25 protein-coding genes and 1 tRNA gene are annotated in these 24,161 nt (G+C 65.1%); 8 read left to right on the top strand and 18 right to left on the bottom strand.

Annotation, left to right across the window (positions count from 1 at the left end; all coding sequences use genetic code 11):
• Positions 1–47: 47 nt before the first annotated feature.
• The 6 genes from AC2TC0_RS13725 to pal all read left to right on the top strand — a co-directional run bounded on the left by AC2TC0_RS13725 (position 48) and on the right by pal (position 4,539).
• Entirely contained in the window at positions 48–497 is a 450-nt protein-coding gene (locus AC2TC0_RS13725; protein ID WP_484718077.1) for a YbgC/FadM family acyl-CoA thioesterase, read from the top strand.
• A gap of 2 nt (positions 498–499) precedes the next feature.
• On the top strand, positions 500–1,195 hold the full coding sequence (gene tolQ, locus AC2TC0_RS13730; protein ID WP_484718078.1) for a protein TolQ: 696 nt from the start codon (positions 500–502) through the stop codon (positions 1,193–1,195).
• Positions 1,195–1,647: an ExbD/TolR family protein gene (locus AC2TC0_RS13735; RefSeq protein ID WP_484718079.1), complete on the top strand. Its 453-nt coding sequence runs from the start codon at positions 1,195–1,197 to the stop codon at positions 1,645–1,647. The genes tolQ and AC2TC0_RS13735 overlap by 1 nt, the downstream gene beginning before the upstream one ends.
• Before the next feature lie 9 nt (positions 1,648–1,656).
• Positions 1,657–2,433, top strand: a complete 777-nt coding sequence (locus AC2TC0_RS13740) for a hypothetical protein (protein ID WP_484718080.1) — start codon at positions 1,657–1,659, stop codon at positions 2,431–2,433.
• Positions 2,434–2,532: 99 nt separating this feature from the next.
• Positions 2,533–3,888, top strand: a complete 1,356-nt coding sequence (gene tolB, locus AC2TC0_RS13745) for a Tol-Pal system beta propeller repeat protein TolB (RefSeq protein ID WP_484718081.1) — start codon at positions 2,533–2,535, stop codon at positions 3,886–3,888.
• 135 nt (positions 3,889–4,023) lie between these two features.
• Positions 4,024–4,539 (top strand): peptidoglycan-associated lipoprotein Pal, encoded by a 516-nt coding sequence (pal, locus tag AC2TC0_RS13750; RefSeq protein ID WP_484718082.1) that lies wholly within the window; start codon positions 4,024–4,026, stop codon positions 4,537–4,539.
• Here pal and AC2TC0_RS13755 read toward each other — a convergent pair.
• The 15 genes from AC2TC0_RS13755 to AC2TC0_RS13825 all read right to left on the bottom strand — a co-directional run bounded on the left by AC2TC0_RS13755 (position 4,529) and on the right by AC2TC0_RS13825 (position 20,676).
• A complete protein-coding gene (locus AC2TC0_RS13755; protein WP_484718083.1) occupies positions 4,529–5,302 on the bottom strand; it encodes a prepilin peptidase in 774 nt (257 codons plus the stop codon). The two genes, pal and AC2TC0_RS13755, sit on opposite strands and share 11 nt — an antisense overlap.
• Positions 5,299–6,012: a type II secretion system protein N gene (gene gspN / locus AC2TC0_RS13760; RefSeq protein WP_484718084.1), complete on the bottom strand. Its 714-nt coding sequence runs from the start codon at positions 6,010–6,012 to the stop codon at positions 5,299–5,301. Before gspN ends, AC2TC0_RS13755 begins: the two co-directional genes overlap by 4 nt.
• Positions 6,009–6,479, bottom strand: coding sequence for a type II secretion system protein GspM (gene gspM / locus AC2TC0_RS13765; RefSeq protein ID WP_484718085.1), 471 nt, complete (start codon positions 6,477–6,479; stop codon positions 6,009–6,011). The genes gspN and gspM overlap by 4 nt, the downstream gene beginning before the upstream one ends.
• The gene (gene gspL / locus AC2TC0_RS13770; protein WP_484718086.1) at positions 6,476–7,594 is read right to left on the bottom strand and encodes a type II secretion system protein GspL; all 1,119 of its coding nucleotides are present in this window, start codon (positions 7,592–7,594) and stop codon (positions 6,476–6,478) included. The genes gspM and gspL overlap by 4 nt, the downstream gene beginning before the upstream one ends.
• Before the next feature lies 1 nt (position 7,595).
• Positions 7,596–8,570, bottom strand: a complete 975-nt coding sequence (gspK, locus tag AC2TC0_RS13775; protein ID WP_484718087.1) for a type II secretion system minor pseudopilin GspK — start codon at positions 8,568–8,570, stop codon at positions 7,596–7,598.
• Positions 8,567–9,184 (bottom strand): type II secretion system protein GspJ, encoded by a 618-nt coding sequence (locus tag AC2TC0_RS13780; RefSeq protein WP_484718088.1) that lies wholly within the window; start codon positions 9,182–9,184, stop codon positions 8,567–8,569. Before AC2TC0_RS13780 ends, gspK begins: the two co-directional genes overlap by 4 nt.
• A complete protein-coding gene (gspI, locus tag AC2TC0_RS13785) occupies positions 9,181–9,537 on the bottom strand; it encodes a type II secretion system minor pseudopilin GspI (RefSeq protein WP_484718089.1) in 357 nt (118 codons plus the stop codon). Before gspI ends, AC2TC0_RS13780 begins: the two co-directional genes overlap by 4 nt.
• Positions 9,530–10,003 (bottom strand): GspH/FimT family pseudopilin, encoded by a 474-nt coding sequence (locus tag AC2TC0_RS13790; protein WP_484718090.1) that lies wholly within the window; start codon positions 10,001–10,003, stop codon positions 9,530–9,532. The genes gspI and AC2TC0_RS13790 overlap by 8 nt, the downstream gene beginning before the upstream one ends.
• Positions 9,975–10,436: a type II secretion system major pseudopilin GspG gene (gspG, locus tag AC2TC0_RS13795; RefSeq protein WP_484718091.1), complete on the bottom strand. Its 462-nt coding sequence runs from the start codon at positions 10,434–10,436 to the stop codon at positions 9,975–9,977. The genes AC2TC0_RS13790 and gspG overlap by 29 nt, the downstream gene beginning before the upstream one ends.
• A 37-nt stretch (positions 10,437–10,473) precedes the next feature.
• Positions 10,474–11,688, bottom strand: a complete 1,215-nt coding sequence (gene gspF, locus AC2TC0_RS13800) for a type II secretion system inner membrane protein GspF (RefSeq protein ID WP_484718092.1) — start codon at positions 11,686–11,688, stop codon at positions 10,474–10,476.
• Positions 11,681–13,153, bottom strand: coding sequence for a type II secretion system ATPase GspE (gene gspE / locus AC2TC0_RS13805; RefSeq protein ID WP_484718093.1), 1,473 nt, complete (start codon positions 13,151–13,153; stop codon positions 11,681–11,683). Before gspE ends, gspF begins: the two co-directional genes overlap by 8 nt.
• Positions 13,150–15,357, bottom strand: a complete 2,208-nt coding sequence (gene gspD / locus AC2TC0_RS13810; RefSeq protein WP_484718094.1) for a type II secretion system secretin GspD — start codon at positions 15,355–15,357, stop codon at positions 13,150–13,152. The genes gspE and gspD overlap by 4 nt, the downstream gene beginning before the upstream one ends.
• 8 nt (positions 15,358–15,365) lie before the next feature.
• Positions 15,366–16,184 (bottom strand): type II secretion system protein N, encoded by an 819-nt coding sequence (locus tag AC2TC0_RS13815; protein WP_484718095.1) that lies wholly within the window; start codon positions 16,182–16,184, stop codon positions 15,366–15,368.
• 120 nt (positions 16,185–16,304) lie between these two features.
• On the bottom strand, positions 16,305–19,013 hold the full coding sequence (locus tag AC2TC0_RS13820; protein WP_484718096.1) for a TonB-dependent receptor domain-containing protein: 2,709 nt from the start codon (positions 19,011–19,013) through the stop codon (positions 16,305–16,307).
• An 88-nt stretch (positions 19,014–19,101) separates the two neighbouring features.
• Positions 19,102–20,676, bottom strand: coding sequence for a hypothetical protein (locus AC2TC0_RS13825; protein ID WP_484718097.1), 1,575 nt, complete (start codon positions 20,674–20,676; stop codon positions 19,102–19,104).
• A gap of 287 nt (positions 20,677–20,963) precedes the next feature.
• On the opposite strand from AC2TC0_RS13825, the gene AC2TC0_RS13830 reads away from it, so the two are divergent.
• Positions 20,964–21,050 (top strand) — tRNA-Leu (locus tag AC2TC0_RS13830).
• Positions 21,051–21,239: 189 nt separating this feature from the next.
• Here the strand turns inward: AC2TC0_RS13830 and AC2TC0_RS13835 are convergent.
• The 3 genes from AC2TC0_RS13835 to AC2TC0_RS13845 are packed head-to-tail and all read right to left on the bottom strand — an operon-like array spanning position 21,240 to position 23,645.
• Positions 21,240–22,943 carry a recombinase family protein gene (locus AC2TC0_RS13835; protein WP_484718098.1) on the bottom strand — a complete coding sequence of 568 codons (1,704 nt, stop codon included), beginning with the start codon at positions 22,941–22,943 and terminating at the stop codon, positions 21,240–21,242.
• Complete coding sequence (locus AC2TC0_RS13840) at positions 22,936–23,376, bottom strand: DUF2924 domain-containing protein (protein ID WP_484718099.1); 441 nt, start codon at positions 23,374–23,376, stop codon at positions 22,936–22,938. Before AC2TC0_RS13840 ends, AC2TC0_RS13835 begins: the two co-directional genes overlap by 8 nt.
• Positions 23,376–23,645 (bottom strand): DUF3489 domain-containing protein, encoded by a 270-nt coding sequence (locus tag AC2TC0_RS13845; RefSeq protein ID WP_484718100.1) that lies wholly within the window; start codon positions 23,643–23,645, stop codon positions 23,376–23,378. The genes AC2TC0_RS13840 and AC2TC0_RS13845 overlap by 1 nt, the downstream gene beginning before the upstream one ends.
• 195 nt (positions 23,646–23,840) lie before the next feature.
• On the opposite strand from AC2TC0_RS13845, the gene AC2TC0_RS13850 reads away from it, so the two are divergent.
• Complete coding sequence (locus tag AC2TC0_RS13850; RefSeq protein WP_484718101.1) at positions 23,841–24,053, top strand: hypothetical protein; 213 nt, start codon at positions 23,841–23,843, stop codon at positions 24,051–24,053.
• The last annotated feature ends 108 nt before the right edge of the window (positions 24,054–24,161 follow it).

Consider the following 24,161-nt stretch of genomic DNA (forward strand, 5'->3'; position numbering starts at 1 on the left):
CCTTACCCCCTTCCCGCCGAGTCCCCCGCCCGCTATCGCATTGGTTAATGTCCCCGCCCCCTTTCACCCCCGGCTATTTCGATGGCCCCGCGCATATCTTTCGCGTGCGCGTCTATTTCGAGGATACCGACCTGTCGGGCATCGTCTATCACGCCAATTACCTGCGTTATATGGAGCGCGCGCGGTCAGACATGCTGCGGCTGGCGGGCATTGACCAGCGCGCGGCGAATGACGCGGGCGAAGGCGCATGGGCGGTCACCGACCTAAATATCCGTTATCGCCGCCCGGCGAAACTTGATGACGACCTTATTGTCATCAGCACGGTCGAGGCGGTGCGCGGTGCGAGCGTCATCATCGCCCAGCGCGTGCTGCGCGGCGAGGAGACACTGACCGAAAGCCGCGTTACCGCCGCCTTCATTACCCCCGATGGCCGCCCGCGCCGGCAACCCGCGGGCTGGGCCGAACGTTTCACCGCCATCATGACCGGAGTGAACTGACCTTGCTCGACGACATCAAATTGGCCACCGACGCCGCCACCCTGTCACCTGTCGCCCTGTTTTTGCAGGCCGATATTGTGGTGAAGGCGGTGATGGTCGGGCTGCTGATCGCTTCCGTCTACGTCTGGGCGCTGATTTTCAGCTTCGGGCGCGGGACTGGCCGCGCGATCCGCGAGTCCGAGGCGTTCGAGCGCGATTTCTGGCGGGCGGGCGACATCGACAAGTTTTTCAGCGAAAATGGGCGCGAGGAATTGCCCTCCGCGCGCGTGTTGGCGGCGGGGATTGGCGAGTGGCGGCGCTCGACCAAGGGCAAGGCCATCGACCGCGACGGCACGCGCGAGCGGCTGGGCATCGCGATGCACGCTGCTGTCGATGCCGAAATTGACCGGCTCGCCGAGCGCATCGGGGTGCTCGCCACCATTGGTGCGGTCGCGCCCTTTGTTGGCCTGTTCGGCACAGTGTGGGGCATCATGCGCAGCTTCACCGCCATTGCCGCCGAACAGAACAGCAGCCTGGCCGTCGTTGCTCCGGGCATTGCCGAGGCGCTGTTTGCGACCGCCATCGGCCTGTTCGCGGCGATCCCGGCAGTGATTGCCTACAACAGTTTCTCGCAGCGGCTGAACCGGCTCGACAGCCGCTTGTCGCGCTTTGCCGACGGGCTGCACGCCACCTTCAGCCGCGAGCTGGAGCACGACTGATGGCGATGACGATGCCTGGGGCTGGCGGTGGCGGCGGGAGGCGTAACAAGCGCCGCCGCGCGCCGATGGCCGAAATCAACGTCACCCCCTTTGTCGATGTGATGCTGGTGCTGCTGATCATCTTCATGGTCACCGCGCCGCTGATGGTCGCGGGCGTACCGATCAACCTGCCCGACAGCCGCGCCAAACCCGTCGATGCTGAACAACAGGAGCCAGTGCAGCTGAGCATCGACGAGGCCGGACGCATATTTATCGGCGAAGAGGAAGTGCGCAGCTCCGACTTGCCCGCGCGGCTCGCCACCCTGGCCGAGAGCGACACGCCGCCGCAAATCCAGCTGCGCGCCGACCGCAGCCTCGATCATGGCCGGGTGATGCGCGTGCTGGGCGAGATTAACCGCGCGGGACTCACCCGCATCGCGCTGGTCACCAGCGGTTCAGATGCCGAGCCCTAGGCGGGAGTTATGGCCGAAACGCTGATCAGCCGTCCGGACCAGAATCTGCGTGTTGCCGTTGGCGCGGCGGTGGTGCTGCATGTGGCGCTGCTTGCGCTGCTATCGGTGCAATGGACACGCGGCGAGCGGCGGTTCGACAATCCGCCGATGGAGGTCGACCTGATCGCCGATACCGGCCCCACATCTACCGCGCCCGAAATTTCCGAAACGCCGCCGGCCGCTAAGCTGGGCGAGGAAGAGGCGCTGTCGCGCGAGGCGCAGACCGCGCCGCCCGAGCCCGCACCTCTCCCCAAACCAACGCCAAAAGCTCCTGCGGCCAAGCAACCCCCCAGCAAAGCCCCGCCCGCCAAAGGACCGCCCACGCGCCGACCCAACACCCCCACCGGACGGCTCGATGGCATCGCCGAAGGGCTGGGCAAGGAAGCAACCAAAGCCCCCGGTCGGGGCGTGCCCGCCGCCCAGACGGCAGCCGAGGTGCGCAAGTCGATTGATGTTGCCATTGATGGCAAAATCCTGCCTTTCTGGCGGCGTAACGTGCCATCCGGCGTCGATATCGACCAGCTGCGCGTCGTCATCGAAATCCGCTTGAACCCCAACGGCTCCATTGCCGACGTCCGGCAGAAAGGCGAGCTGGCAGGCAAGACGGACAGCAATGTCCCGCAACAAGCGCTGTTTGTGGAACGTGCGATCCGGTCGGTGCGGCAAGCCGCACCTTTTGACCTTCCCGCCGAATATTATGACCAATGGCGCGTCTGGGACGTGACCTTCCGCGCAAAAGGGATTTGAACGATGGATGCTGCCGTCCCCCAAACTTTTACTTCGTCATTCCCGCGCAGGCGGGAATCCATCTCCCAATGCTGGCGATGGATTCCGGCCTGCGCGGGAATGACGAAGGGGTTGGTTGCAGCCGCGCTATTGGCCGCACCAACGCTGACGTCGGCCCAAACGCCTGCAACCGAAACATCAACCGAACAGCCGCGCACCGCCGAGGTCGTTGCCGAGGTCGCTGCTTCCAAGTCGATCATCATCCTGCCACCCTTCACCACGCCCACCAACACCACCGTCGCGGGCCTATCGACCAACAGTCTGGGCGGCCAGATCGCCAGCGTCATCGCAGCCAACCTGGAACGCAGCGGGCTTTATGCGCCCATCGGCCCCTCGGGGCTGCGCCAGATCAGCATGGGCGAAGTCACCGCGCCGCAATTTGATGGCTGGGCCGGGCGCGATGCCGAAAATCTGGTACATGGCTTCGTCCGCGCCAATCCGGACGGCAGCCTGACGGTCGGATGCTATCTTTACGACGTCGCGCTGAAAACCGAGCTGGTCCGGCAAGGTTTCGTTATCCAGCCTGGCGATTGGCGCCGCGCCGCGCACAAATGTGCCGACGCCATCTATTCGCGCCTGTCGGGCGAAGCGCCCTTTTTTGACAGCCGTATCGCCTACATTGCCGAGCGCGGGCCCAAGAATAACCGCATCAAGCAGCTCGCCATCATGGATTCGGATGGCGGCAACCACCGCTTTATCACTTCAGGCCAAGCGCTCGCCATTTCCCCGCGTTTCTCGCCCGATTACAAGCAGATCGTCTATGTGTCCTACCTCAACAACCGCGTCCGCGTATTCGTCTATGACGTGGCAGCGGGCAGTCAGCGGCTGGTGCATGAATCAGCCAACGCAACTTTCGCTCCGCGCTGGTCGCCCGATGGCAAGACGATCCTGTTTTCGATGGCTACGGGCGGCAATACCGACATCTACAAGGTCGCAGCCAGCGGCGGCACGCCGGTGCGACTGACCAACACCCCCGGAATCGACGTCGGGGGCAGCTTTTCGCCCGACGGTAGCAAGATTGTTTTTGAAAGCGACCGGTCGGGCAGCCAGCAAATCTATGTCATGAACGCCGACGGGTCGGGCCAGCGCCGCATCAGCTTTGGCGGCGGGCGCTATGCCACACCCGAATGGTCACCGCGCGGCGACCTCATCGCCTTTACCAAGATCGGCGGCGGCGAATTCCGGGTCGGCGTGATGACACCGGCGGGCGGCGGCGAACGCCTGCTGACCAACGACTGGCAGGACGAAGCGCCGACTTGGTCGCCCAACGGCCGCGTGCTGCAATTCTTCCGCACATCGCCAGGGCGCGAGGGACGGTCAACCATCTGGCAGGTCGATCTGACCGGGGTTAATCTGCGCCGACTTCAAACGCCACAGGATGGCTCCGATCCGGCCTGGGGGCCGGTGCTGCCCTAACATTTCAACCCGCTTTTGCCCCGCTTGCCGGAACGGATGGGGCGAAAGCGGGTTGATTAACCGGGTTCAACATGGGTTAATCGCCGCATCAGCAGCACTAGCATTCCACGACAAGCGCCAAACAGGAGTAACACCATGACGCTTCGCCGCACCGCTCTTCTCACCCTTTCCGCCGCGGCACTCGCGCTGGGCGCCTGTGCCAAGAAACCGCCCACAGAGCTGCCGCCCCCCCCCGACGGTAGCACCGTGACCGGCGACACCGACACCGGCACCGCTCCGGGGATCATTCCCGGATCGCAGCAGGATTTCGTCGCAAACATCAGCAATGACCGTATCTTCTTCGATTACGACCAGTTCAACGTCGATGCCGAAGATCAGGCAACGCTGCGCAGCCAGGCCACCTGGCTGCAGCGCTACCCGGCCGTGCGTGTGCTGGTCGAGGGCCATGCCGACGAGCGCGGTACGCGCGACTATAATATCGCGCTGGGCGAGCGCCGCGCCAATGCGGCCAAGAACTATCTCGCCTCGCTGGGCATCGATCCTTCGCGCATCGACGTCATCAGCTATGGCAAGGATCGCCCCGACGCAATCGAATCGAACGAAGCCGCCTGGGCGCGCAACCGCCGCGCGGTGAGCATCGTCATCCAGTGATGAAATAGGTCCAGACCGGCACGGTTGCCCAGGCTGCCGCCGCCATAAACGCACCAAAGGGGATGTGCCGGTCACGCACCGGTTCGTCCCCTTTTTGCAGCAAGGCCCAGATAATCCCGCCGAAGCTGGCCATGGCAAACATGAAGGGCAGCGGCATCCAGCCGATCCAGCACCCAATGGCGGCCGCCAGTTTGGGATCGCCGCCGCCCATGCCGTCACGCCCGCGCGCGCGCGCGAACAGCCACGCCAGCACCCCTAAGGTCGCGCCGCCCGCAATTGCACCGGTCAGCCGCGCGGGCAGGCTGCTGTCCAACATCGGCCCGGCCAGCACCAGCCCCGTGCCCGCGAGAACGCCGGTCAGAACATCGGGCAGCCAATAGTGGCGCAGATCGAGCAGCGCGAGCGGCAGTAGTAGCCAACCGAATAGCGCCAAACCCCAGCCGGCCGCGCCGGGGAGCAACAGCACTGAAACCGCGCCAATCGCCGCGCAGCCCACCTCGACGCGCAGGTGCAGTGGGTCGATGGCCGTGCTGCAGGCCGAACAGCGCCCGCGCCGCGCCAGCCAACCGATCAAAGGGATAAGGTCCAGTAACCCCAGTGTCCGCCGGCAACCGTCGCAGACCGAACGCCCCAAAATGCTGCGCCCAGACCCCCAACGCAGCACTAGCGTGGCAATGAAACTGCCAGCGATCAGGCCGAGCAAAGCAGCGAATGGCAGCACGGTGACCAGCGGCAACTCCGCCAGCCACCCAAGCAGCGTCATAGCCGCCCTTCGTGCAGCAGCACCAGATCGCCCCCGGCGGGCAGAAATCCGGCGGCGCGCAACAGGCCTTCGGCGGCGGCATCATCGCTTGCCCGCACCGACAGGCGCGCGCGATATTGTCCCGCGCCATCGAAAGCTAGCGTAAGCCGTTCCATCCCTGATTGGCTCGCCAGCGCCGCCTCGGCGCGTCCATCGCGGCAGGTGAGCGGTCCTGCCATGCCATTGGCAAGGTCAAGCCCCGGCACCGGCAGCGCGATGCTCAGCCGCGCCTGGCCTGCAGCCTCGACGCAGCGTCCCGCGCTGTCAAAGCGCGCAGCTACAGCCGCCAGTTGCAGACTGTCCAGCGGCACGCCCGCGAGGCTCGCCCCCAACGATACGCTGCCGTTCATATCCTTGACCCCGCGCGCGCCATTGAGCAGCAGCGCACCAGTCAGCTTGCCGAGCAGCACATCGTCACGCGCGATTTCCAGCCGCACCTCTCCCCGCAGCAGCGCCAGAGGGGCAAGGCCCGCACCAATGCTGCCCAGGCGCGCACCGCGCCAGCGCGCATCAATCAATTGCCCCGACCAGAGGCTGCCCGTCACCGCCCGCGCAGTCAGACCAGCATCGCCCGCGCCAGCCATGCCGAGCACCAGCCGCAGCGGCAGCGTGGCAATGATCAGCACCGCCGCGAGCAGCGCCGCTGCAATCCAGATCCTCGGCCGCGTCATGGCCGCCGCACTTCCGCCGTGACCCCGACAGAGCCGTCGGTGCCGGGCGAAATGATCAAGCGGTCGATGACCAGCCCCTGCGCCTCGAGCTGCGCCATCCAGCCGATAACGGCCGGTGCGCGCGCCGACGCAATCGCCAGTGTCGCCGCGCCATCTCCACGCGCCTCATTGCGATCGAGCGTCAGGCCGGTGTCGCCCGCGCTGACCGCGAGCCACTGGTCAAGCGACCCGCTGATGGCCGACGCCGCTGGCGCCGCCGCGCCCTTTACCAATGCCGCTTTGGCCTCCACTCGCGCCGCGCGTTCGATCGCAAGCTTGTGTTCCTCGCCCAACCCGCCAAGATAGGCGACGAAAGGCCGCAGGATCAGCCACAGCAGCACCGCTGCCGCTAGCACCGCTGCCACGCCCACCAGCCGCTGTTCGCGCAGCGACAGCGCCTGCCACCAGCGGGTCAGCGAAGCAATCATGGTACCGCCCTCACGGTGATGGCGCCCATAGTCATGCCGTCGTTGCCCTGCATCGCCTGCGCGGTGACGATGAAGTTTCGCGCCTGCAAAGCCAGCAGGACATCGTCGATGTCTTTCTTACGCGGCGCGGCTAGCGTCACCGACAGCGTGCCATCGCTGCCATGGCCCAACGTCCGAACCGCGACCGCCGGATAGTCCTGCAGGCTTTGATACAGTCCACCCAGCGGGGCCGACAGCGCCAGCGGCCCACCGCCACGCTGCGCCAGCAGTGCGTCGAGCGCGGCCTCGGCCGCCGCCGCATCGTCGCCCTTGGCCCCGACCGCCGCCGCCGCTGCGACGCTGCGCGCATTAGCCGCGCTGGTACTGCGCGCCAGTTGCACCGCCTGCACCAGCGGCACCGCCAGCGTCAGCAGCACTAGGGCCGCTGTGAGCCGCACCAGCCATTTGCGCATATCAGGCGACAGCGCGCTCTTACGGCGCGGCGCATAAGCGCCGGTCAAAAGGTCGATCGGTACGCACTCTGCTAGCTCGGCGAGCCAACCGAAGACAGCCGCGTCGTCGGCGGTTACAGGCTGCAAGCCAGACAGACGCATTGGGTCAATGACTTCGTCGGCCTCGGCACACAACGCCGCTGTGCGCAACAATGTTTCTCCACCTATCGCCGCACGCGTCGCCTGCCCTTCGGCGGGTGCAGGCACCAGCGCAGCAATCGGCACCAGCGCGCGGGGGGTTACTTCGGCGAGCGCCAGCTGCGCCAGCCACCCGTCCATCGCGCCGCGCGATACGGCGGCAACCGGAACCACACCATCATCGCCCGCCAATCCGGCGGCAACATGCTGGTCCGCCGCATCGCCCAGCGCGGCATCCGCCAATTGCAGGCGCGCGGCGGCGGCCGCCTGCGGCGGCGTCAGCCCGGGCAACTCGAGCCAACGGACGGGAGCATCGGCCGCGGGAACCAGCGCGACGACATCCGCGCCTTCACCCAGCAACGCAGTCCATCCGCCGTCGCTGCCACTTTCGGCAACCTTACCGTCAGCGATGGCCCACCACTGCCGAATGCCGCCACCCGCATCCGTGCCCGGTGCGGGCAGCATTAGAATCAGCATATCGGCCATGTCAGTCAGTGACCCCAAACTGCCGTGCCACGACCATCGGCACCGCCTGCGGGCGGTCACGCCGCACGTCGATCAGGCTGCGCACATCCAAGCTGCTGTCCCCCATCTCCACCCGGCTGGTCAACATGATCCAGCGCGGCGCTACCACAATCTGTTCGGCGACGTCCTGCGGCGGGTTCAACCCCTGAAAGGCCGCGGCCTGCCAGAATCGCGTCGCGCTGCCATAGCCGCCGCGCGGGCGGCCTGCCAGCGCCGAACGTACCTGGCCTACCGTCAGCCGCTCGGCCCAAAGGGCTGCTACCAGCGCAGCTTCGGTGGGGCGTAGCGTGTTCACATTGACGCGCAGTGGCTCGGCCACCGGCAGCGCGCAGATCAGCGGCTTCAGCCGCGCATAATGGGCCGCTGTCACTCCGCGCACCGCCTTCAGCTCGCTGGCATCGACCATCAGCGTGTTGGCGGGCAGATAGGCGGGAGTCATGCCGCGATAGGCGCCGTCTTCGGCCCCAAGCGGGCTCTCGTTGGCGTCGCTGTCGATCCAGTCGGCGGTTGCGGCGGCGAGCGCACTCGCCTCCCCCTCATTGATACCCGCAAGCCGCGCCAGCGCCGCAAATTGCTGCACCGCCAAGGGCCGCTGGGTAAAGCGGCCTGGCGCCGTTTCGGCGACCAGCGCATTGAGGTTGAAACAATTGGTCGCGTCCGTCAGCCGCCCCGTCGCGCGACCGCCGGGCAGCGGCAAGGGATAGTCGCGCGCCAGCCAAGCATCGTCGCGACTTTGCGCAATGTCGCCCGCACGGCGCAGCACCAGCGCCTCGCCCGCCGCGCCAAAGGCACGCGCCTGATCAATCGAAGCCGCCGCACCCGCAAGACGCGTCGCCAGCATCAGCCGATCGAGCGCCGTCGCCGCAATCACCGCCATCACCGCGACGAGCAACAACACGCTGAGCAGCGCTGCACCACGTTCCGAGGCCGTTCTCATGGCTGCGCCGCCGGGACCGGGGGCAGCAGCACTGGCCCTGTCTGAAAGCGCAGCAGCAGTGGCGCCCGGCTACCACGCGTCAACGCCACCTCGACCGCCAGAGGCAAGCGCTGTTGCTCATCGGAATTCCAGTTCTGCTGCCATTCGCCGCGCACATCACGATAACGGACCGTTACCGTGCTTACCTCGCGCGCCAGCGCATCACCTTCGCCGAGCGCGATACCATCGGTGCGCAGCGCGGTCGCCCGCCGCCATTCGCTACGCGCCAGCCGATACTCGACGCGCTGCACGGCCGGCACGCCATCGGCATCGAGCGCGGCGCGCCCGCGATGGACAAAAGCAAAGCCCTGCCCATCGCCGCGAAAGGCGGGGAGCATAGTGCCATCGGGTCCGCGCGCCGGGCGCAGCGCGGCTTGCGCGAGATCGTTGGCCATAATCGACCGCAAACGGTTGACCGCGCCCATCGCCCCCAGCCGGTCCTGTACCGACCCTTGCGTGTTGACCGACGCGCGCAGCAGGCCCACCCCGATGCTGGCAATGACCGCAAAAATGCTGAGCGCTACCAGCATTTCGACCAGCGTAAAGCCGCGCTCCTTTGGGTGGGCAGACATCATCGCGCTGGCCGGATGAAGGTGAGCGCCGCCTGCCCAGGCCCCGGTTCGGCGCGGACAATCAGATCGATGCGCAGCAAATTGGCATCGGCAGTGCGCGCGACACGGCGCTCGATACGGAAGCGCTGGCCGGCATTGTCGGCCGCGCTGACGCTCGTACCAATCGTCGGTGGCGCCGGATCGGTCGACAGCAGCACCGCTTCGTTCTGGGCCACCACCTGCGCCAGCGTGCGCGCGTCGAGGTCAGCTGCGCTGCGCACCGCAAAGGCATCGAGCCGCACTAGCGTCAGCGCCGCCACACTCATCACCGCCAGCGCGACCAGCATTTCGAGCAGGGTAAAGCCGCGTTCATTCACCGCGCACCACCTCGCCGGTGGTGCTGACGCGTAGCTGCGCGGCAGTGGTGCCATCACCAATTGTCAGCGACGTGCTCGCGCTGATGGTGCCGATGTTGTCGAAGGTGACGCGTAGCGGTGCGCCGTCCGCGGGTTGGGTCAGGCGGATCCCGGTCGGCCAGTCGCGGCGGGCATAGGCGCGCCCGGGCAGGGCGCTCCACCCGTCGGCCCCGTGCCGTTCGAAGGCATAGCCCGAAGGTGACACCACCACCGCCATCGGGCGTCCTTCGACGATGGCAAGGTCGCGCAGGCTGGCGATCCGCACGGCCAACCGGTCGGCCTCATTGCTCACGCGCGCGTTGCTGCTCGGGATAGTTAGCACCACCACGGTCGCCGCGAGCGCCAGCACCGCCAGCACCACCATGAGTTCGACCAGGGTGAAACCCCTTTGGCGCGGTTCAGGGGGCAGAGCTGCGGATGTCCGCATTGTCCTCGGTCCCGCCGGGGGCACCATCGGCACCGAATGACCAGACATCGAACGGCGCGCCACCGGGTGCCGGGGCTTGATATTGATAGGGACGGCCCCAGGGGTCCTCGGGCAAGCGTTTGACATAGCCGCCACGGCGATAGCGCGCCGGATCAGCCAAGGTCGCCGGCGGACTGACCAATGCGTTCAACCCTTCGCTGGTCGCGGGATAGGCCAGATTGTCGAGCCGATATTGTTCCAGCGCGGTTTCCAGCGTGGCAATATCGGCCTCGGCCTTGGTCACCATCGCGCGGTCCTGGCTGGGCAATACGTTGATGAGCACGACCGTGGCGAGCAGGCCGATGATGAAGATGACGACCATCAGCTCGGTCAGCGTGAAACCCCTTTCGCCGGATTTGCGGCGGGGCAGCTGCGGGCGCGTCATGTCGGTCATCAGGCGGAGCATAAGGCGGAATAAAGTCATCGGAAAGCTATAACCCCGTCAGCGATTGTAGTTGAAGAATTGGCAGCAAGATCGCGAGAATGATAAGCGCGACCAACGTCCCCATTATGACAATTATGACAGGCTCGAGTAACGCCATGGATGCAGCCGTGAATCGATCGAATTCGCGTTCCAGATAGTCAGCGGCGCGCTCCAGCATCACCTCCAGCCGTCCCGCGCTTTCACCGCTCGCGGTCATATAAACGAGCAGCGGCGGAAACACCCCGGCATCGCGCAGTCCCGCCGACAGGCTGCCGCCCGCGCGCACCTGTTCGACCAGCGTTGCGGTCGCCCCCGCCAGCGCCTGATTGCGCACCGTCGGCACGGTCAGCCGCAGTCCTTCGACCAGCGGCAGGCGGCTGCCCACCATCGTCGCCAGGGTGCGGGCAAAGCGCGCGGCGTTAAGGTCGCGCAGCAAGCGCCCCAACAGCGGCAGCCGCAGCAGGCGCGCATCAAAGCGGCGGCGAATGTCAGGGTTGCGCAATAACTGCGTCACCAGCGCCGCCAGCGCCGCGATCAGCAGCAGCAGCGCCCACCACCAGCCCGCCAGAAATTCCGACAGGCCAATGACCGCGCGGGTCAGAAAGGGCAGCTGCGCGCCGGTATCGGAAAATTGTTCGACCACGCGCGGCACCACAAAAATCATCAGCGCTGCGACCACGCCGATTGCCACCAACGCCAGCACCAGCGGATAGGCGAGCGCGGCGATCAGCTTACCGCGCACCTCGGCCTGCCGTTCGAGCAACTGCGCTAGTCGCGCCAATATCGGCGCCAGCGCGCCGGTTTGCTCGCCTGCGGCGACCATCGCGCGGTATAGCGGTGGAAAGCTTTTGGCCTCGCGCGCCATGGCTTCGGCCAGCGGGCGGCCTTCGACCAGCCCGCTATGCACCGCGCCAATGATGCGGCGCGCATTTTCGCCCTCCGATTGCCGACCCAACGTGCGCAGGCTTTCCTCCAGCGGCGCAACCTCGCTCAAGGTCGCCAGCTGGCGCGTGAACAGGGCGAGCTCCTTGGCCGACAGCGCCTTGCCACGCCGCCATGCCGCAAGCAGACCCGGCGACGCCGCGTTTCCGGGCGTGAGCGCCAATATGTGCAGTTGGCGCGCCACCAGCGCCTGCCGTGCGGCCGCTTCGTCGGCGGCGGTCAACGCTCCCTTGGTCTCGCGGCCCTTGGCGTCGATGGCGCGCCAGGCAAAATCAGGCATCGATTTCCTCGCGCCGCGCAATGCGGATCGCTTCTTCGGGAGTCGTCAGTCCATCGCGCACCATCGCGCGCGCAGCGCCCGCCAGCGTCGGCGCGCGCAGAAAGGCATGGCGCGCAATCATCGCCTCGTCGCCGCCATCATAGATATAGCGGCGGATGGTGTCATCGATGCGCACCGCCTCGAACACCCCGACGCGGCCCTTGAAGCCGGTGTGCCCGCAACTGTCGCAGCCCGCCGCGCGCCACACCACCGACCCCGCGTCGATGCCCAGCAGCGCCGCGACCTTTTGGTCGGCCTGCACCGGCTCGCGGCAATCGGGGCACAGCCGCCGAACCAGCCGCTGCGCCACCACAGCGCGCAGTGTCGACGCCAAAAGAAACGGCTCAACTTTCAGATCCTTGAGCCGGGTAATGGCGCCCACCGCATCATTGGTGTGCACCGTCGATAGCACCAGATGGCCGGTCAGCGAGGCTTGCACCGCAATGTCCGCCGTCTCGCGGTCGCGAATTTCGCCGACCATCACGACATCGGGATCCTGCCGCAGGATAGCGCGCAGGCCATTGGCGAAGGTCAGCCCGACCTTGGCGTTGACTTGTGTCTGGCCGATGCCCTCGACGGCGAACTCGACCGGGTCTTCGACCGTCAAAATATTGCGTTTGCCATCGTTAAGTTGCTTCAGGCAGCCATAGAGCGTCGTCGTTTTGCCTGACCCCGTCGGCCCGGTAACCAGGATAATCCCATTGGGCTCGGCCAGCGCATCCTGCATCACCTCGGCTGCGCTACCGGTCAGCCCCAGCACCTCCAGATCAATTCCCGCGGCATCCTTGTCCAAGATGCGCATCACCACGCGTTCGCCGGCGCGGCTGGGTAGCGTGGACACACGCACATCGATGGCCTTGCCCCCCAGCGTCAGCCCGATGCGCCCGTCCTGCGGAACGCGCCGTTCAGCAATGTCGAGCCGCGCCATCACCTTGATGCGGCTGACCACGACCGGGGCGACGTGGGGCGGCATGCGCAAATGTTCGCGCAGGACGCCATCGACGCGCATCCGCACCACCAAACCGGTTTCATAGGGTTCGATATGGATGTCGCTGACGCCCTGCCGCACCGCCTCGGCGATCACCGCGTTGATCAGGCGGATCGCGGGCGCATCGTCGCTGCTATCCAGCAAATCCTCCGCCGTTGGCAGGCCGCCGCCCAGCAGATCGCCGGTATCCACCGACCCCGCCATCGCCGCCGCGTCGGCGTCGAGCGCATAATGGTCTGACAGCAGCCGGTCGAATTCCGCTACCGTTGCCGACTCCACCGCAATCGGCCGCGCCAGATAGCGCTTCACTTCCACCAGCGCCGCCGGATCTCCCCCTTCGCGGAAAGTGACCGTCCAGCGCTCGTCACTGTCACCAGTCACCACCACGCCGTGCCGGCGGGCAAAGGCATAGGGAATATCGAGCGCGTTGCTGGTCATGGCCGAGGCTCCGGATTTGACGGGGGCACGTCGGTCGGCGTCACCACGCCGCCTTCGGGCCGCAGCGCAGGCATATTGACCGGACCCACGGTGACATCGCCGGGCTGCGGCGGCAGGGGGGCTGGCGGCACTGTGCCCAGATAGTCGCGCACCAGCGCGTCAATCGCGGGTTCGCTATCGGGGTTACGGCGCAATTGTTCGTTGCGGACGATGGCATAGCGCTGCGCCGTCATGGCCGCATTGTCAGCACGGCTGCGCAAGATGCGTGGGCGGATGAACACCATCAAATTGGTCTTGGTGCGGCTGCGGCTGCGCGATTTGAACAGTTCGCCGATCAGCGGAATATCGCTCAGCAGCGGAATGCGCTCAATCGTGCGCCGCTCATCGTCATTAAGCAGCCCTCCGATGGCGAGAATATCGCCGTCGTCGACCGTCAGCACGGTTTCAAAAGTGCGCTTGTTGAGGATGAGGTCGCTGGAGCGTGATGACACCGGCCCTGCGACGCTCGACACTTCCTGCTTCAGGAACATCTTGATCTCGCCCGCGGCATTGACCTGCGGCGTGACCTCCAGCTTGATGCCGACTTCCTGTCGCTGCACGGTGCGGAAGGCATTGTCGAAATTTTCCGACAATTGCTCGCCGGTCGATACGGGCACTTCCTGTCCCACCAGAAACTTCGCCTGCTGGTTGTCCAGCGTGACGATGTGCGGCGTCGCCAGCAGGTTCGATTCGGTGTCGCTGCGCACCGCGTTGATCACCGTTGCAAAAATGCCGTCGCCACCCAGCGAGGTGATGATGCCGCCGATGCCGCCAGTCGCCGCACTGATCGAATCGACGGCAGCCTGCTGCAATGCATCTTGCAGGCCGCTGTTGGTCGTCGTGCGCGTGGTGGTCCGCGTGCCGTCAGGGGCCACGACCACCGTCTCGGTGGTACCCAGTTCATTGGCCGCGACCGCGCCCGCCAACGTCAATATGCTGGGCTGCGCGTTCGAATAATTGGTCGCACCAAAGCCGACGTTGGTGTCGCCAAACAGGAATTGCACGCCAAGCTGCTTGGCGGCAGCATCACCGACTTCGACAATGATCGCCTCGACAAGCACCTGTTCGCGCCGCGTATCGAGCTGGCGGATGAGTTCGCCCAGCATGCGCTGCACCTCGGGACTGGCCGCCACGATGATGGCATTGGCCCCTTCATAACGGGTGACGGTCACCGGCCCGCGCGCGCCGATGCCGGTCGTGCCATTGGCCCCGGGAACCGAAACCGTCGTCGGGGCGGTTGGGGCGGAAGAGCCATTGCCGCTATTGCCGCCTTCGTTGTCACCGCTGCGCGCCGGTCCGCTTGCCGGCGTAGGCGTCGCCCCGGCGTTGCCGCCGCCGACCAACGACTGCAACGTCGGCAGCAAAGTCTCGGCATTGGCATGTTCCAGCCAATAAACCCGCAGCTCGGTTCCCGCCGCCGCGCGCTGGTCGAGTTCGCCCGCCATCTGGACAAAGCGCGCGACCTGCGTCGCATCACCGCGCAGCGCAATGGCGTTGCTCGAATCAATTGCGACAATTGTGACCGGCGGGCCGACACCCTCGGCCCCGGTGCCGGCCAGCGCCTGCAGCGCGGTGGCAATCTCGCGCGCACCGGCGTTGCGCAGCGTCACAATCTGGCTGCGGCTGTTGTCCTTGTCGATCTGCGCCACCAGCGTGCGGATGCGGCGGATATTGTCGGCGAAATCGGCCACGACCAGGCTGTTGGCGTTGCGGTTGGCCGTGAGCGAACCCTGCGCACTGACCAGCGGGCGCAGCGTTTCGATCGCTGCCGCCGCATCGATGTGGCGCAGGCGAATGATCTCGGTAACAAATTGGTTCTGGCCCGACTGTGCGCTGCCAATCCGGCCTGGCTGCGTCGCCGCGCCGTCCAGCGGCTGGATGCGATAGGCCCCGCCGCGCACCGGCACCGCGACAAGCCCGTTGGCGCGCAATGTCGAGAGGAAAATTTCGAAATATTCGGACCGGCTCAAAGGTCGGTCGGTCACCACCGACACTTTGCCCTGCACGCGGCTGTCGATGATGAAGGTGCGGTCCATCACCCGCGCCGCGTCCTGAATGAAAGCGCGCACATCGGCATCGCGCACGTTCAGCGTGTATTGGCCCAGCACCGGGGTCGCGGCGAACAGGGTGGCGGTAACGAGCAGGGCGGTTGAACGCATGCGCATGATAGAGATTACTGCTTTCCAATAAACAGGGGGACGGGGACGACCGCGCTGCCGCGCTCGACCTCGAGGCTCAGCCGCGCACCCGGGGTGATTTGCGCGGCAATGTCGGCGGGGGCCGCGATAGGGCGGCCGTTTACCGTGCGGACAACATCGCCCGGCCGCAGACCGGCGGCACGAAAGGCCGCCCCGTCGCCGCGCGGCTGGACGGTCAACCCGGTGACGCGGCCATCTTCGCTGCGCGGCGCAAACTCGACGCCGTTTTGCAGGGCTTGTGGCGACAATTCACCGCCGCCGCTGTCAGTGGCAGGTACGGAAGTGGCAGGGGCCGCTGGCGTTGCTGGTGCGGTGGGCGCCGCAGGCACGCTTTGGTCGAGGAACAGCGTCTCGCGCGACCCGCCGCGATCGAGCGTCACATGATCAAAGGCTACCGCGGCCAGTTTGACGCCCGGCTGCACTTCATCACCAATGGCAAAGCTCGATTGCACGCCGTCGGGCCCGGCAATGATCGCCGAACCGGACCCCGCCGCTTCGTTCACATTGACGCCAAACAGCGTCAGGTCGAGCGCGGTGACCGCAACGCTGCCCGCCGTTACCGGCCCGCTGCGGAAAAAGGGATCGAAGGAAGCAAACAGCGTGCGCCCCTCGGCTGGTGTCAACAGCCGCGCGCCGCCATGCCGCCAGTCGCCGAGCGGACCAGTCGGCACCGCGACCGCCCACAGCAGCCGCACCGCCTGCACCAGTACCAGCGCCGCGAGCAGCGCGACCAGCACATGCGGCCAGCGCAAGTCGATCCCGCGTAACTTCAGCCTGTCTGCGAAACCCGGCACCCGCTGTATTCCCCCGCTCCGTCCACCGATTGGCGCGACTCGCGTAAGCGGCGGTCGTGACAATCGGCAGACGGTCAGGTTACATTTTTATTTCATTGTCACCAATGGGCGCGCGGAGCCTCAGAATTTGATCGAACCACCAAGCGAGAAGGTCGTGCCCTGATCATAACGGTTCAGGAACACGCGCTGGTCACCCGAACGCTGGACTTCCTGATATTTGGTGCCGGTGATGTTGCGGACTTCGAACTTCAGCTCAAATTCTTTGCCGAACACCGGGAAACCCTGGCGCGCGACAAAGTCGAGGCGGAAGCCCGGGCGCTCCTGAATGTCGGGCTGGCCCGACGGACCGCGGCTGGTGACGCGCGGGCTGGCATAGCTCAGCAGCAAGGTCTGCTGTGACAGCGCATCCTGATCTTCCAGGCCCAGTTGCAGGTTCACCAGATGATCCGACTGGCCAGTCAGCGGCGAGCCATCGAAGAAAAAGTCCGAAGCCGCCAGCGTCTGCCCGTTCACGACCGTGGTATCACCCGCACCAACCGAAATATCGGACTTGGTATAGGTATAGTTGGCAATCACGACCGCGCGGCGGCTGGCGAAAAAGGCCTCATCCGACAGCGTGTCGAGCGGGAAATATTTCTGCAGCTCGAGCTCGATGCCGTAAAGCGTCGCCTTGGGTGCGTTGGCAAAGCTGCTGTTGGCGACCGAGTCGGTTGAAATGCTGGTAAAAGTTTCGATGGGGTTGTCGATCGACTTGTAGAAACCCGCTGCGGTGAAACGTTGGCCGCGGTCGAAATACCATTCGTACCGCACTTCGGCGTTCCACAGCTTGCTGTCCTGCAGCGACGGGTTGCCGCGGAACTGGCGGTTCGAATCGGGGTCGAAATAAACCTGCGCGATCAGCTCGCGGAACTGCGGACGCGCGATGGTGCGCGACCCGTTGACGCGCAGCTGCATGTCGGGCGCGACTTCCCACGTTAGCGTGATGGCCGGCAACCAATAGCTGTTGTTGATGTTGGTCTGAGCAATCGCGCTGCTGCCAGTGTTGAAGATATCGACCGGCACCACCGTCTGGCTGCCGTCTTCATAGCGCACACCGGCGTTCACATTGACGCCCGACACAATCTCGGCCTGCACCTGGGCATAAGCGGCATGTGTGGTCAGCGCCGCTTCAAATGCCGCAGTGCCGTCCTGCGCCGATGCTTCGAGCAGCGCGACATCGAACAGCTGGATTGTCGTGTCCGATAACAGGAAATCGGGCCGCTGCTGCTGCACAGCAACGGGCAAATTCTGCGCACGGTAAAAGAAGGCGCGCCGCACGGCCGTCCGTTCGGTATCGGTGAAGGCATATCCCACCGTCGCGGTGATCGACGGCGCCAGTTCATAGCTGAAGTCACCGCCGGCCGAGACCAGATCTTCGTTCAGATCCGAAAAGGCAATGCTGGCCTCACCCAAATTGCCGCCCAAATCGTTGACGAATTTGTCGCCGACCGGGTCCTGCGTCAGCGGCAGGTTGGTGCGGATATAGGTAAAGCTGCGCTCATAGGGCGCTTCGCGCTGCGAATTGGCATAGGAAGCGCGGAAATCAATCTGCACCTCGTCATAATCAAATTCGGCCACCACCTGCGTGTTGATCAGCTGGCGTTCGAACCATGCCGTATCCTGCTGCATGATGTCGCGCGATGCGTTGTTCTGATCGACGCCGAGGCCAAGCCGTGCCTGCTTCAACGTGTCGCGGATATAGAGGTTGGTCCAGCGGAACTGGTGATCGCCTAGCTCGAGGCCGACGCCAAGCAGACCGTTCACGACCACCCGGTTATCCGTAATCACCCGCTGGAAGCTGGTCTGCGGCGGCCCTGCCAGATCGGGGTCGAGCGAGGTTTGCTGCAGCGTGTCGCGCGTGCGCCATTTGTTGTCGATGCTCGCCGTCGCAATGATGCCCAGCTCGCCATCGGCAAGGGGCCAGCTCTTGCCGCCCGACAGGCCGAACGACCAGTTGACGGGAATATTGTTGTTTTGCTGCAGCAGCGTCGTTTCGGCGTTGACCAGTTCGATGGCAATTTGCTCGATCTGGTCCTGCGTGAAATCGGCGCCCACCAGCACCGGCCGCCCGCTGTTGAGCGCGGCCTGTAGCCCGGCGGGAATGTCGCGCGTGCCGTCATCGAAACCGGTCCAGTCGGTGTCGCTGCCATAATAGGTATAGCCCAGCTGGTTGGTCGTTTCGCTGTCCCAGCCGATGCTGCTGCTAACTTCGAAAAAGCCTTCGCGCGGGGTCGATTTGGTGGTGAGGTTGATCACGCCGCCACCGAATTCGCCCGGGAAGTTCACCGAGAAGCTCTTTTGCACCAGCGTCGAATCGATGATGCTGGTCGGGAACAGGTCAAGCGGCACAACGCGCTTCAGCGGCTCGGGGCTGGGCAGCGGCGAACCGTTGAGCAGCGCGAGCGAATAGCGATCGCCGAGGCCGCGAACGTAAACGAAGCCGCTGCCGACCACCGACAAGCCGGTCACGCGCTGCAGCGACCCCGCGATGTCGCCTTCGCCGGTGCGCGCAATGTCGGCCGACGACAGCACCGACACAACCTCGGGGGTGGCGCGGACGACGTTGGGGGTATTGCGCCCGGTCACGACGATTTCGGCATCACCGCCGCCTGGGATCGAAACGTCCGCCTCTTCTTCCTCGGGCACGGCCTCTTCGGCAGGGGCTTCTTCTGCCGGGGCCGCTTCTTCCACTGCGGGCTCAGGCTCGGCGGTCGATTGGGCGAAGGCCGACGGCGCAACCAGCGCTGTCGTGAGGAGCAGCATGCTGGCGAAAAGCGGCCGCTTGGTCATGATCGAAACCCCTGTCTTGACTTATGGTAAGCGGGGCGGAGCGCGCCGTGCTGGTGCGCTCCGCCCCGGTTCAACTGGTGCGAGCGCCTCAGGTCGTCGGGATGTCGGTGCAGTTGCGCGTCGTACCCGTGAAGGTCGCTGTCGAGCTGTTGCACGTCCAACCCGAGAAACGCGTGTCACTCGCGCCGCTAACCGCACCGATATAGGCGGTGTTGGTGAAGAAGGCATTCACCGTGCTCGCGTTGAACGGCGTGCGCGCCGTCTCGTTCGCACCGTTAATGAACCCGCCCGTCAACGTCGGCGTGAAGGTCGACGTATTGTTCGTGCCCGCCTCGAAGATGGTTTGCACTTCGGCATTGGTCACACCGCTCGTGCCGGAGAACGGCGTCGCCGAACACTGCATCGCTACCGAGTCAAAGCGCGGCGGCCCAAGCTCGTCCAGCGCGGCGTTGGCGGCCTGAACCGTCGTGGCCGAGTTGAAGCGCAGGCAGGAGAGGCCCGGGCTGGCGACCACACCGTTCATCATGCGATAGTCGGCGCCACCGCGGATGAACATCAGTGCTGCGTTCGGTGCAGCATTGTTGCGCTGAACAAAGGTGAAGTTCGACAGGTTCACGGCCTGACGCGGAATGGCGTTCTCGTTGCCGTTCGAGTCAACTTCGAGCATCGAGTCACCCACCGAGCCGCCAGCACGGTGGACGCCGAGCATGAACTGCACATTGCCCTTGTAGCCGACGTCGGTGTCGAGCCCGTCGTCTTCAAAGCCAGTAATGGCCAGGTTGCGCATATTCACGCGGCCGCCGAACACTTCGATGCCGTCGTCCGAGCTGTTGTGGACCTGAATATTTTCGATGGTGGTACCATTGCCCGCACCCGACGGGGTCAGGCCCTGCAGCTCGCTGTTCGCCGACAGGACGAAGCCCGAATAGCGGATCTGGACAAACTGCATGCGGCCCGAGTTATCGGCCACCTGCGCGCCGCCATATAGCGCGTTCGACGTGCCTTCGGTGTCGCGCTCGCACGCCACGGTGCCTTCGGCTGCGCCCGGTGCAAGGCAATCGGTGACCGGCGCGCGGCCAGCGAGCACGATGCCGCCCCACAGCTGCGAGGTCTGGTCGGTTGCCGTGCCAACCACGTTGCCGCGGCCGGTAAAGACGATCGGCTGCGAGGCCGAACCCACCGCGTCGATGCGGTTGCCGCGGTTGACGACCAAGAAGGACACACCGGTCGCACCAAACACGGTCACGCCGGGGTCGATCGTCAGCGTGACGACATTGTTGGTGCTCGCTGCGCCCTGGTCGGTGCCGACGTCAACGCGGCCGGGCAGCGAGTAAAGCACCCCGGCAACGCGCGGAATCGCGGTCGTCGCGGTAAAGCGTGCAGGGAAGCCGCAGTTGCGCCATTCACCCTGCGGGCCCGAAATGGTGCCAAGGTTGGTCAACTGGTCGGGTCCAGCGATGGTCGGGCAGTTGGCGGCCGGCGTCACGGCGGTCGGCGTCGGAGTCGGCGTGGGGGTCGGGGTCGGCGTGGGGGTCGGGGTCGGCGCGGGCAGGACGATCACGCCTTCACCCGGCGAAGCAACGCCATCGGCACCACAGGCCGAAAGGATGGAACAGGCCACGCCCGCAAGCATGACCGAACGAACGCGTGAAAAAGCCGCCATTATGATCTCCGTCCCCGCTGCAAAAGGCAGGCGTGCTGAAATGATTAACCGTGTCGGGCGCGCAGTCTTGCGGCGATTCGCACCGCATCTGCCCCCCGAACGAGGGGGCAAATAGGGGGAGTAGATGACGCCCCGACGCAGCTTCGATGACACAGTGGTGACGAGTAAAAGTAACTTTGGCGACACTGTCCCAAGGCGGCGCACTGCACCGCTTGCATCGCCGCAGACGCTTTGCTAAGCGCCCGCTCCTGCCAGGCGCCGGTCCCGACCGGCCCTCTTCATGATGTGCGGTCGTGGCGGAACTGGTAGACGCGCAACGTTGAGGTCGTTGTGGCCGAAAGGCCGTGGAAGTTCGAGTCTTCTCGACCGCACCATACAGTCCGCATGGACTCCAAAATTCAACCCGACAGAGTGGCCGCCCCGCAAGGGCGCGCCTTTCTGCGCGCTTGCGACGACCGCAAGTTCCGGCCGCAGTCAGAGACATCAAAATCTTCCAGTCAGAACGCCAAAAATCAGGCCCGGTCTCAGCCGGGCCTTTTGGTAACTGCAGTGGATATCGCGGCTCAAAACCCAAGCGCCACACGCTGCTCGCGCCAGCACAGCGGCAGGTCGATTGAGGACAGCAGCTTGGCGTTCAGCGTCGCTGGCTGACGACCTTCGACGATAGCTGTCACAATGTCGGGGGCGAGGCAGGACAACCCGACCAGCTTGGTGAGCCGCGTCCGGCAGCGACCACGCTCGGCAGCGATGGTCGCGATGGCCTTCGTGGGATGCTCCATGACCAGCGTGCGAGCGGCATGGGCCTCGGAAACCAATTGCACCAACTTGTCGTCGCGCTGTTGCGGCAGGGCTGTTGGTGCTGAGGGCGGCAAAATGAGCCGCAGCGCATGGCCGCGCCTAACCTTCATGACCGGGTTATGTAAGACGATGTCTTTGTTATCTTCCTCTTGGTTCGCCGGTTCAGCAAGCCCGAGCTGGGACCTCAGTCCTTTGGGGTTGATGCGGACGGCGATGTCATCCTGCGCAAGGTCGATGCGCTGCACGATGGCTTTTAGGATAGTCTGACAGTCGCTGACAGCATTCGACCGTAGCGCCGTCGCCATGGCAGCCGCCGAACCCAATGCGGCTTGGACGGTGCTAGCATCCCGGTCTTCGACAATCGCGATGATGGCTTGCTGGTCTTCAAGGAAAGTGGCGAGCCGACCAAGCACCAGCGGCTCAATGTCCGACGAGGTCACGCGCCACGCTATCCCGCCCTCGGCATCGGGCCGGGTCTGATAGTAGCGATACCGCAAGCGCTGTGCGGGCCCAGCTTTGCTGGCCGACATTCTTGTCGAGTGGCTGGGCGTCATCAGACGGCCCTCGCCATCGTAGAGGATACCAATCAGCAAGCTCGGACTTGGGACGCGTTGGCTTGTCGACCCGCCATGCGACCGGTCGGCGAGCGCGCGTTGGACCTGGTCCCACAGTTCCTGCGATACTAACGGTTCATGCTCGCCGCGAAAGGCTTCACCCTTATGAACAATATCGCCGCGATAGATGCGGTTCGATAGCAGATGGTAAAGCGTGCCGCGCCGATAGAGGCCCCCACCCTTGTGCGGTCCGCTGGTCCGGTTCTGCACCTTGGTGCGATAGCCATCTGCATTGAGCTCCGCCGCCAGCGCCTTGACCGAGCCGAGAACCAGATAGCGCTGCATGATATGCCGGACCTGCCCGGCTTCCTTGGGCTCGATGATGAGCTTGCGGTCGCGCACCACATAGCCCAGCGGCACCGGTCCCCCCATCCAGATACCCTTGCGCTTTGATGCTGCAATCTTGTCGCGGATGCGTTCGCCGGTCACCTCGCGCTCGAACTGCGCGAACGACAAGAGCATGTTCAGGGTCAGCCGCCCCATGCTGGTGGTGGTGTTGAACGACTGGGTAATCGACACAAAGCTCGCCTCTGCCTTGTCGAGCACATCGACGATGCGGGCAAAATCCGACAGGCTGCGGGTGAGACGATCGATTTTGTAGAGCAGGATGACATCGACCTTCCCTGCCGCCACATCGGCGAGCAAACGCTTGAGCCCTGGTCGCTCCAAGTTACCTCCCGAGTAGCCACCATCATCATAGCGTTCGGTAAGCAGCTTCCAGCCTTCGTGGCGCTGGCTCACCGCATAGGCCGCGCAGGCCTCATATTGGGCATCGAGGCTGTTGAACTCTTGCTCGAGTCCATCCTCGGTCGATTTGCGCGTATAGATGGCGCAGCGGACAAGGCGGTCAGCCACGGCGCGAGCGCATCGCGAAGAAGCGTGGTCCTGACCAATGCGCGCCGGTCACCTCGCGCGCTATCTGGCTCAGGGACCGATAGGTGCGCCCTTCCCACTCAAAGCCACTGTCGCGGACCATGACCTCGATGGTGCGGCCGTTCCACTCGCGGATGAGACGCGTGCCTTCGGACAGGCGGATGGGCAGCATCGGTGGTCGGCTGGAGCTTTCCGCCGATGCCGCTGGTTCCTCGCTGACCCGGACAAGCTCGCGGCGAATGATGGCGGGCAGCGCGCCATAGTGGCGCTCCTGCACTAGCTGGGCGGTCAGGCGGCGGAGCAGCGGGTCGGGGAGCCGCGGCAGCGCCCCTGCCCCGAGCTTGGCCCACTGTACCTCGACATCCGCACGCGGCAGGCTGGTCAAGGCCGCGATGATGGTGTCGACCTTGGCCATTAGCTTTGCGCCGGTTTAGCAACAGTCGGCGCGCGTCCGGTCCAGACGGTCGTGCCGTCCGCGCGACGGCTGCGTTCAATGGTCCAGCCTTTCTTGCGCAAGCCGGTAAGGAACGCGCGGCAGCTGTGCGGCTGCCAGCCGGTCGCGGCGGTGAGCTCATCGAGCGAGGCACCGCCTTCGCCAGTGAGAAGCTGTTCGAAGGCTGCGGACTTTTTGACGTCGGTGGACGGCTTGGCGGCCGCTTTGGTCGGTGCGGTGGTTTTGCGCATGTCGGATCTCCTATGTGGGTCCAGTCCATCCGGTCCCACCGATCCGAGGCCAACTGCGCGCCCGCGCATTGGCCTGGCCCGCGCTTCGCTGGCACCAACAGCAATGCTTGGCGTCGCTACCAAGTCCAGTCGAATATCGCTCAATTACAGAAAGATGCTTATCGACTTGGGCGGCGTGTCGAGCATGGTCGGCGTATGGCGGAGAATGGCAATATTGACGAGCGGCGCGACCTACCGGGGCTGTTTGCTGAGATCACCGCGCTGCTTGAGGATGGGCATGAGATTGCGGTGCGGGGGCAGAATGCGAAGCTGGGGCTGGCGGCACCCATCGAAGCGGTTGAACGGCTGGAGCTCATGCTGGGGGAAATTCAGTTGCACATGAGCGCGATCCGGCGCGTCATTCGATAATGTCAGCTTTGCGCCCCAATCTACGTCATAGGCGAGAGCAATATAGCCTCCTCAAACCCGCCGTTCGCATTTGTCGAAAATGGACGTGGATTGGGTCGTGGAGGATAA

The sequence above is a fragment of the Sphingopyxis sp. sgz302558 genome (assembly GCF_057220455.1).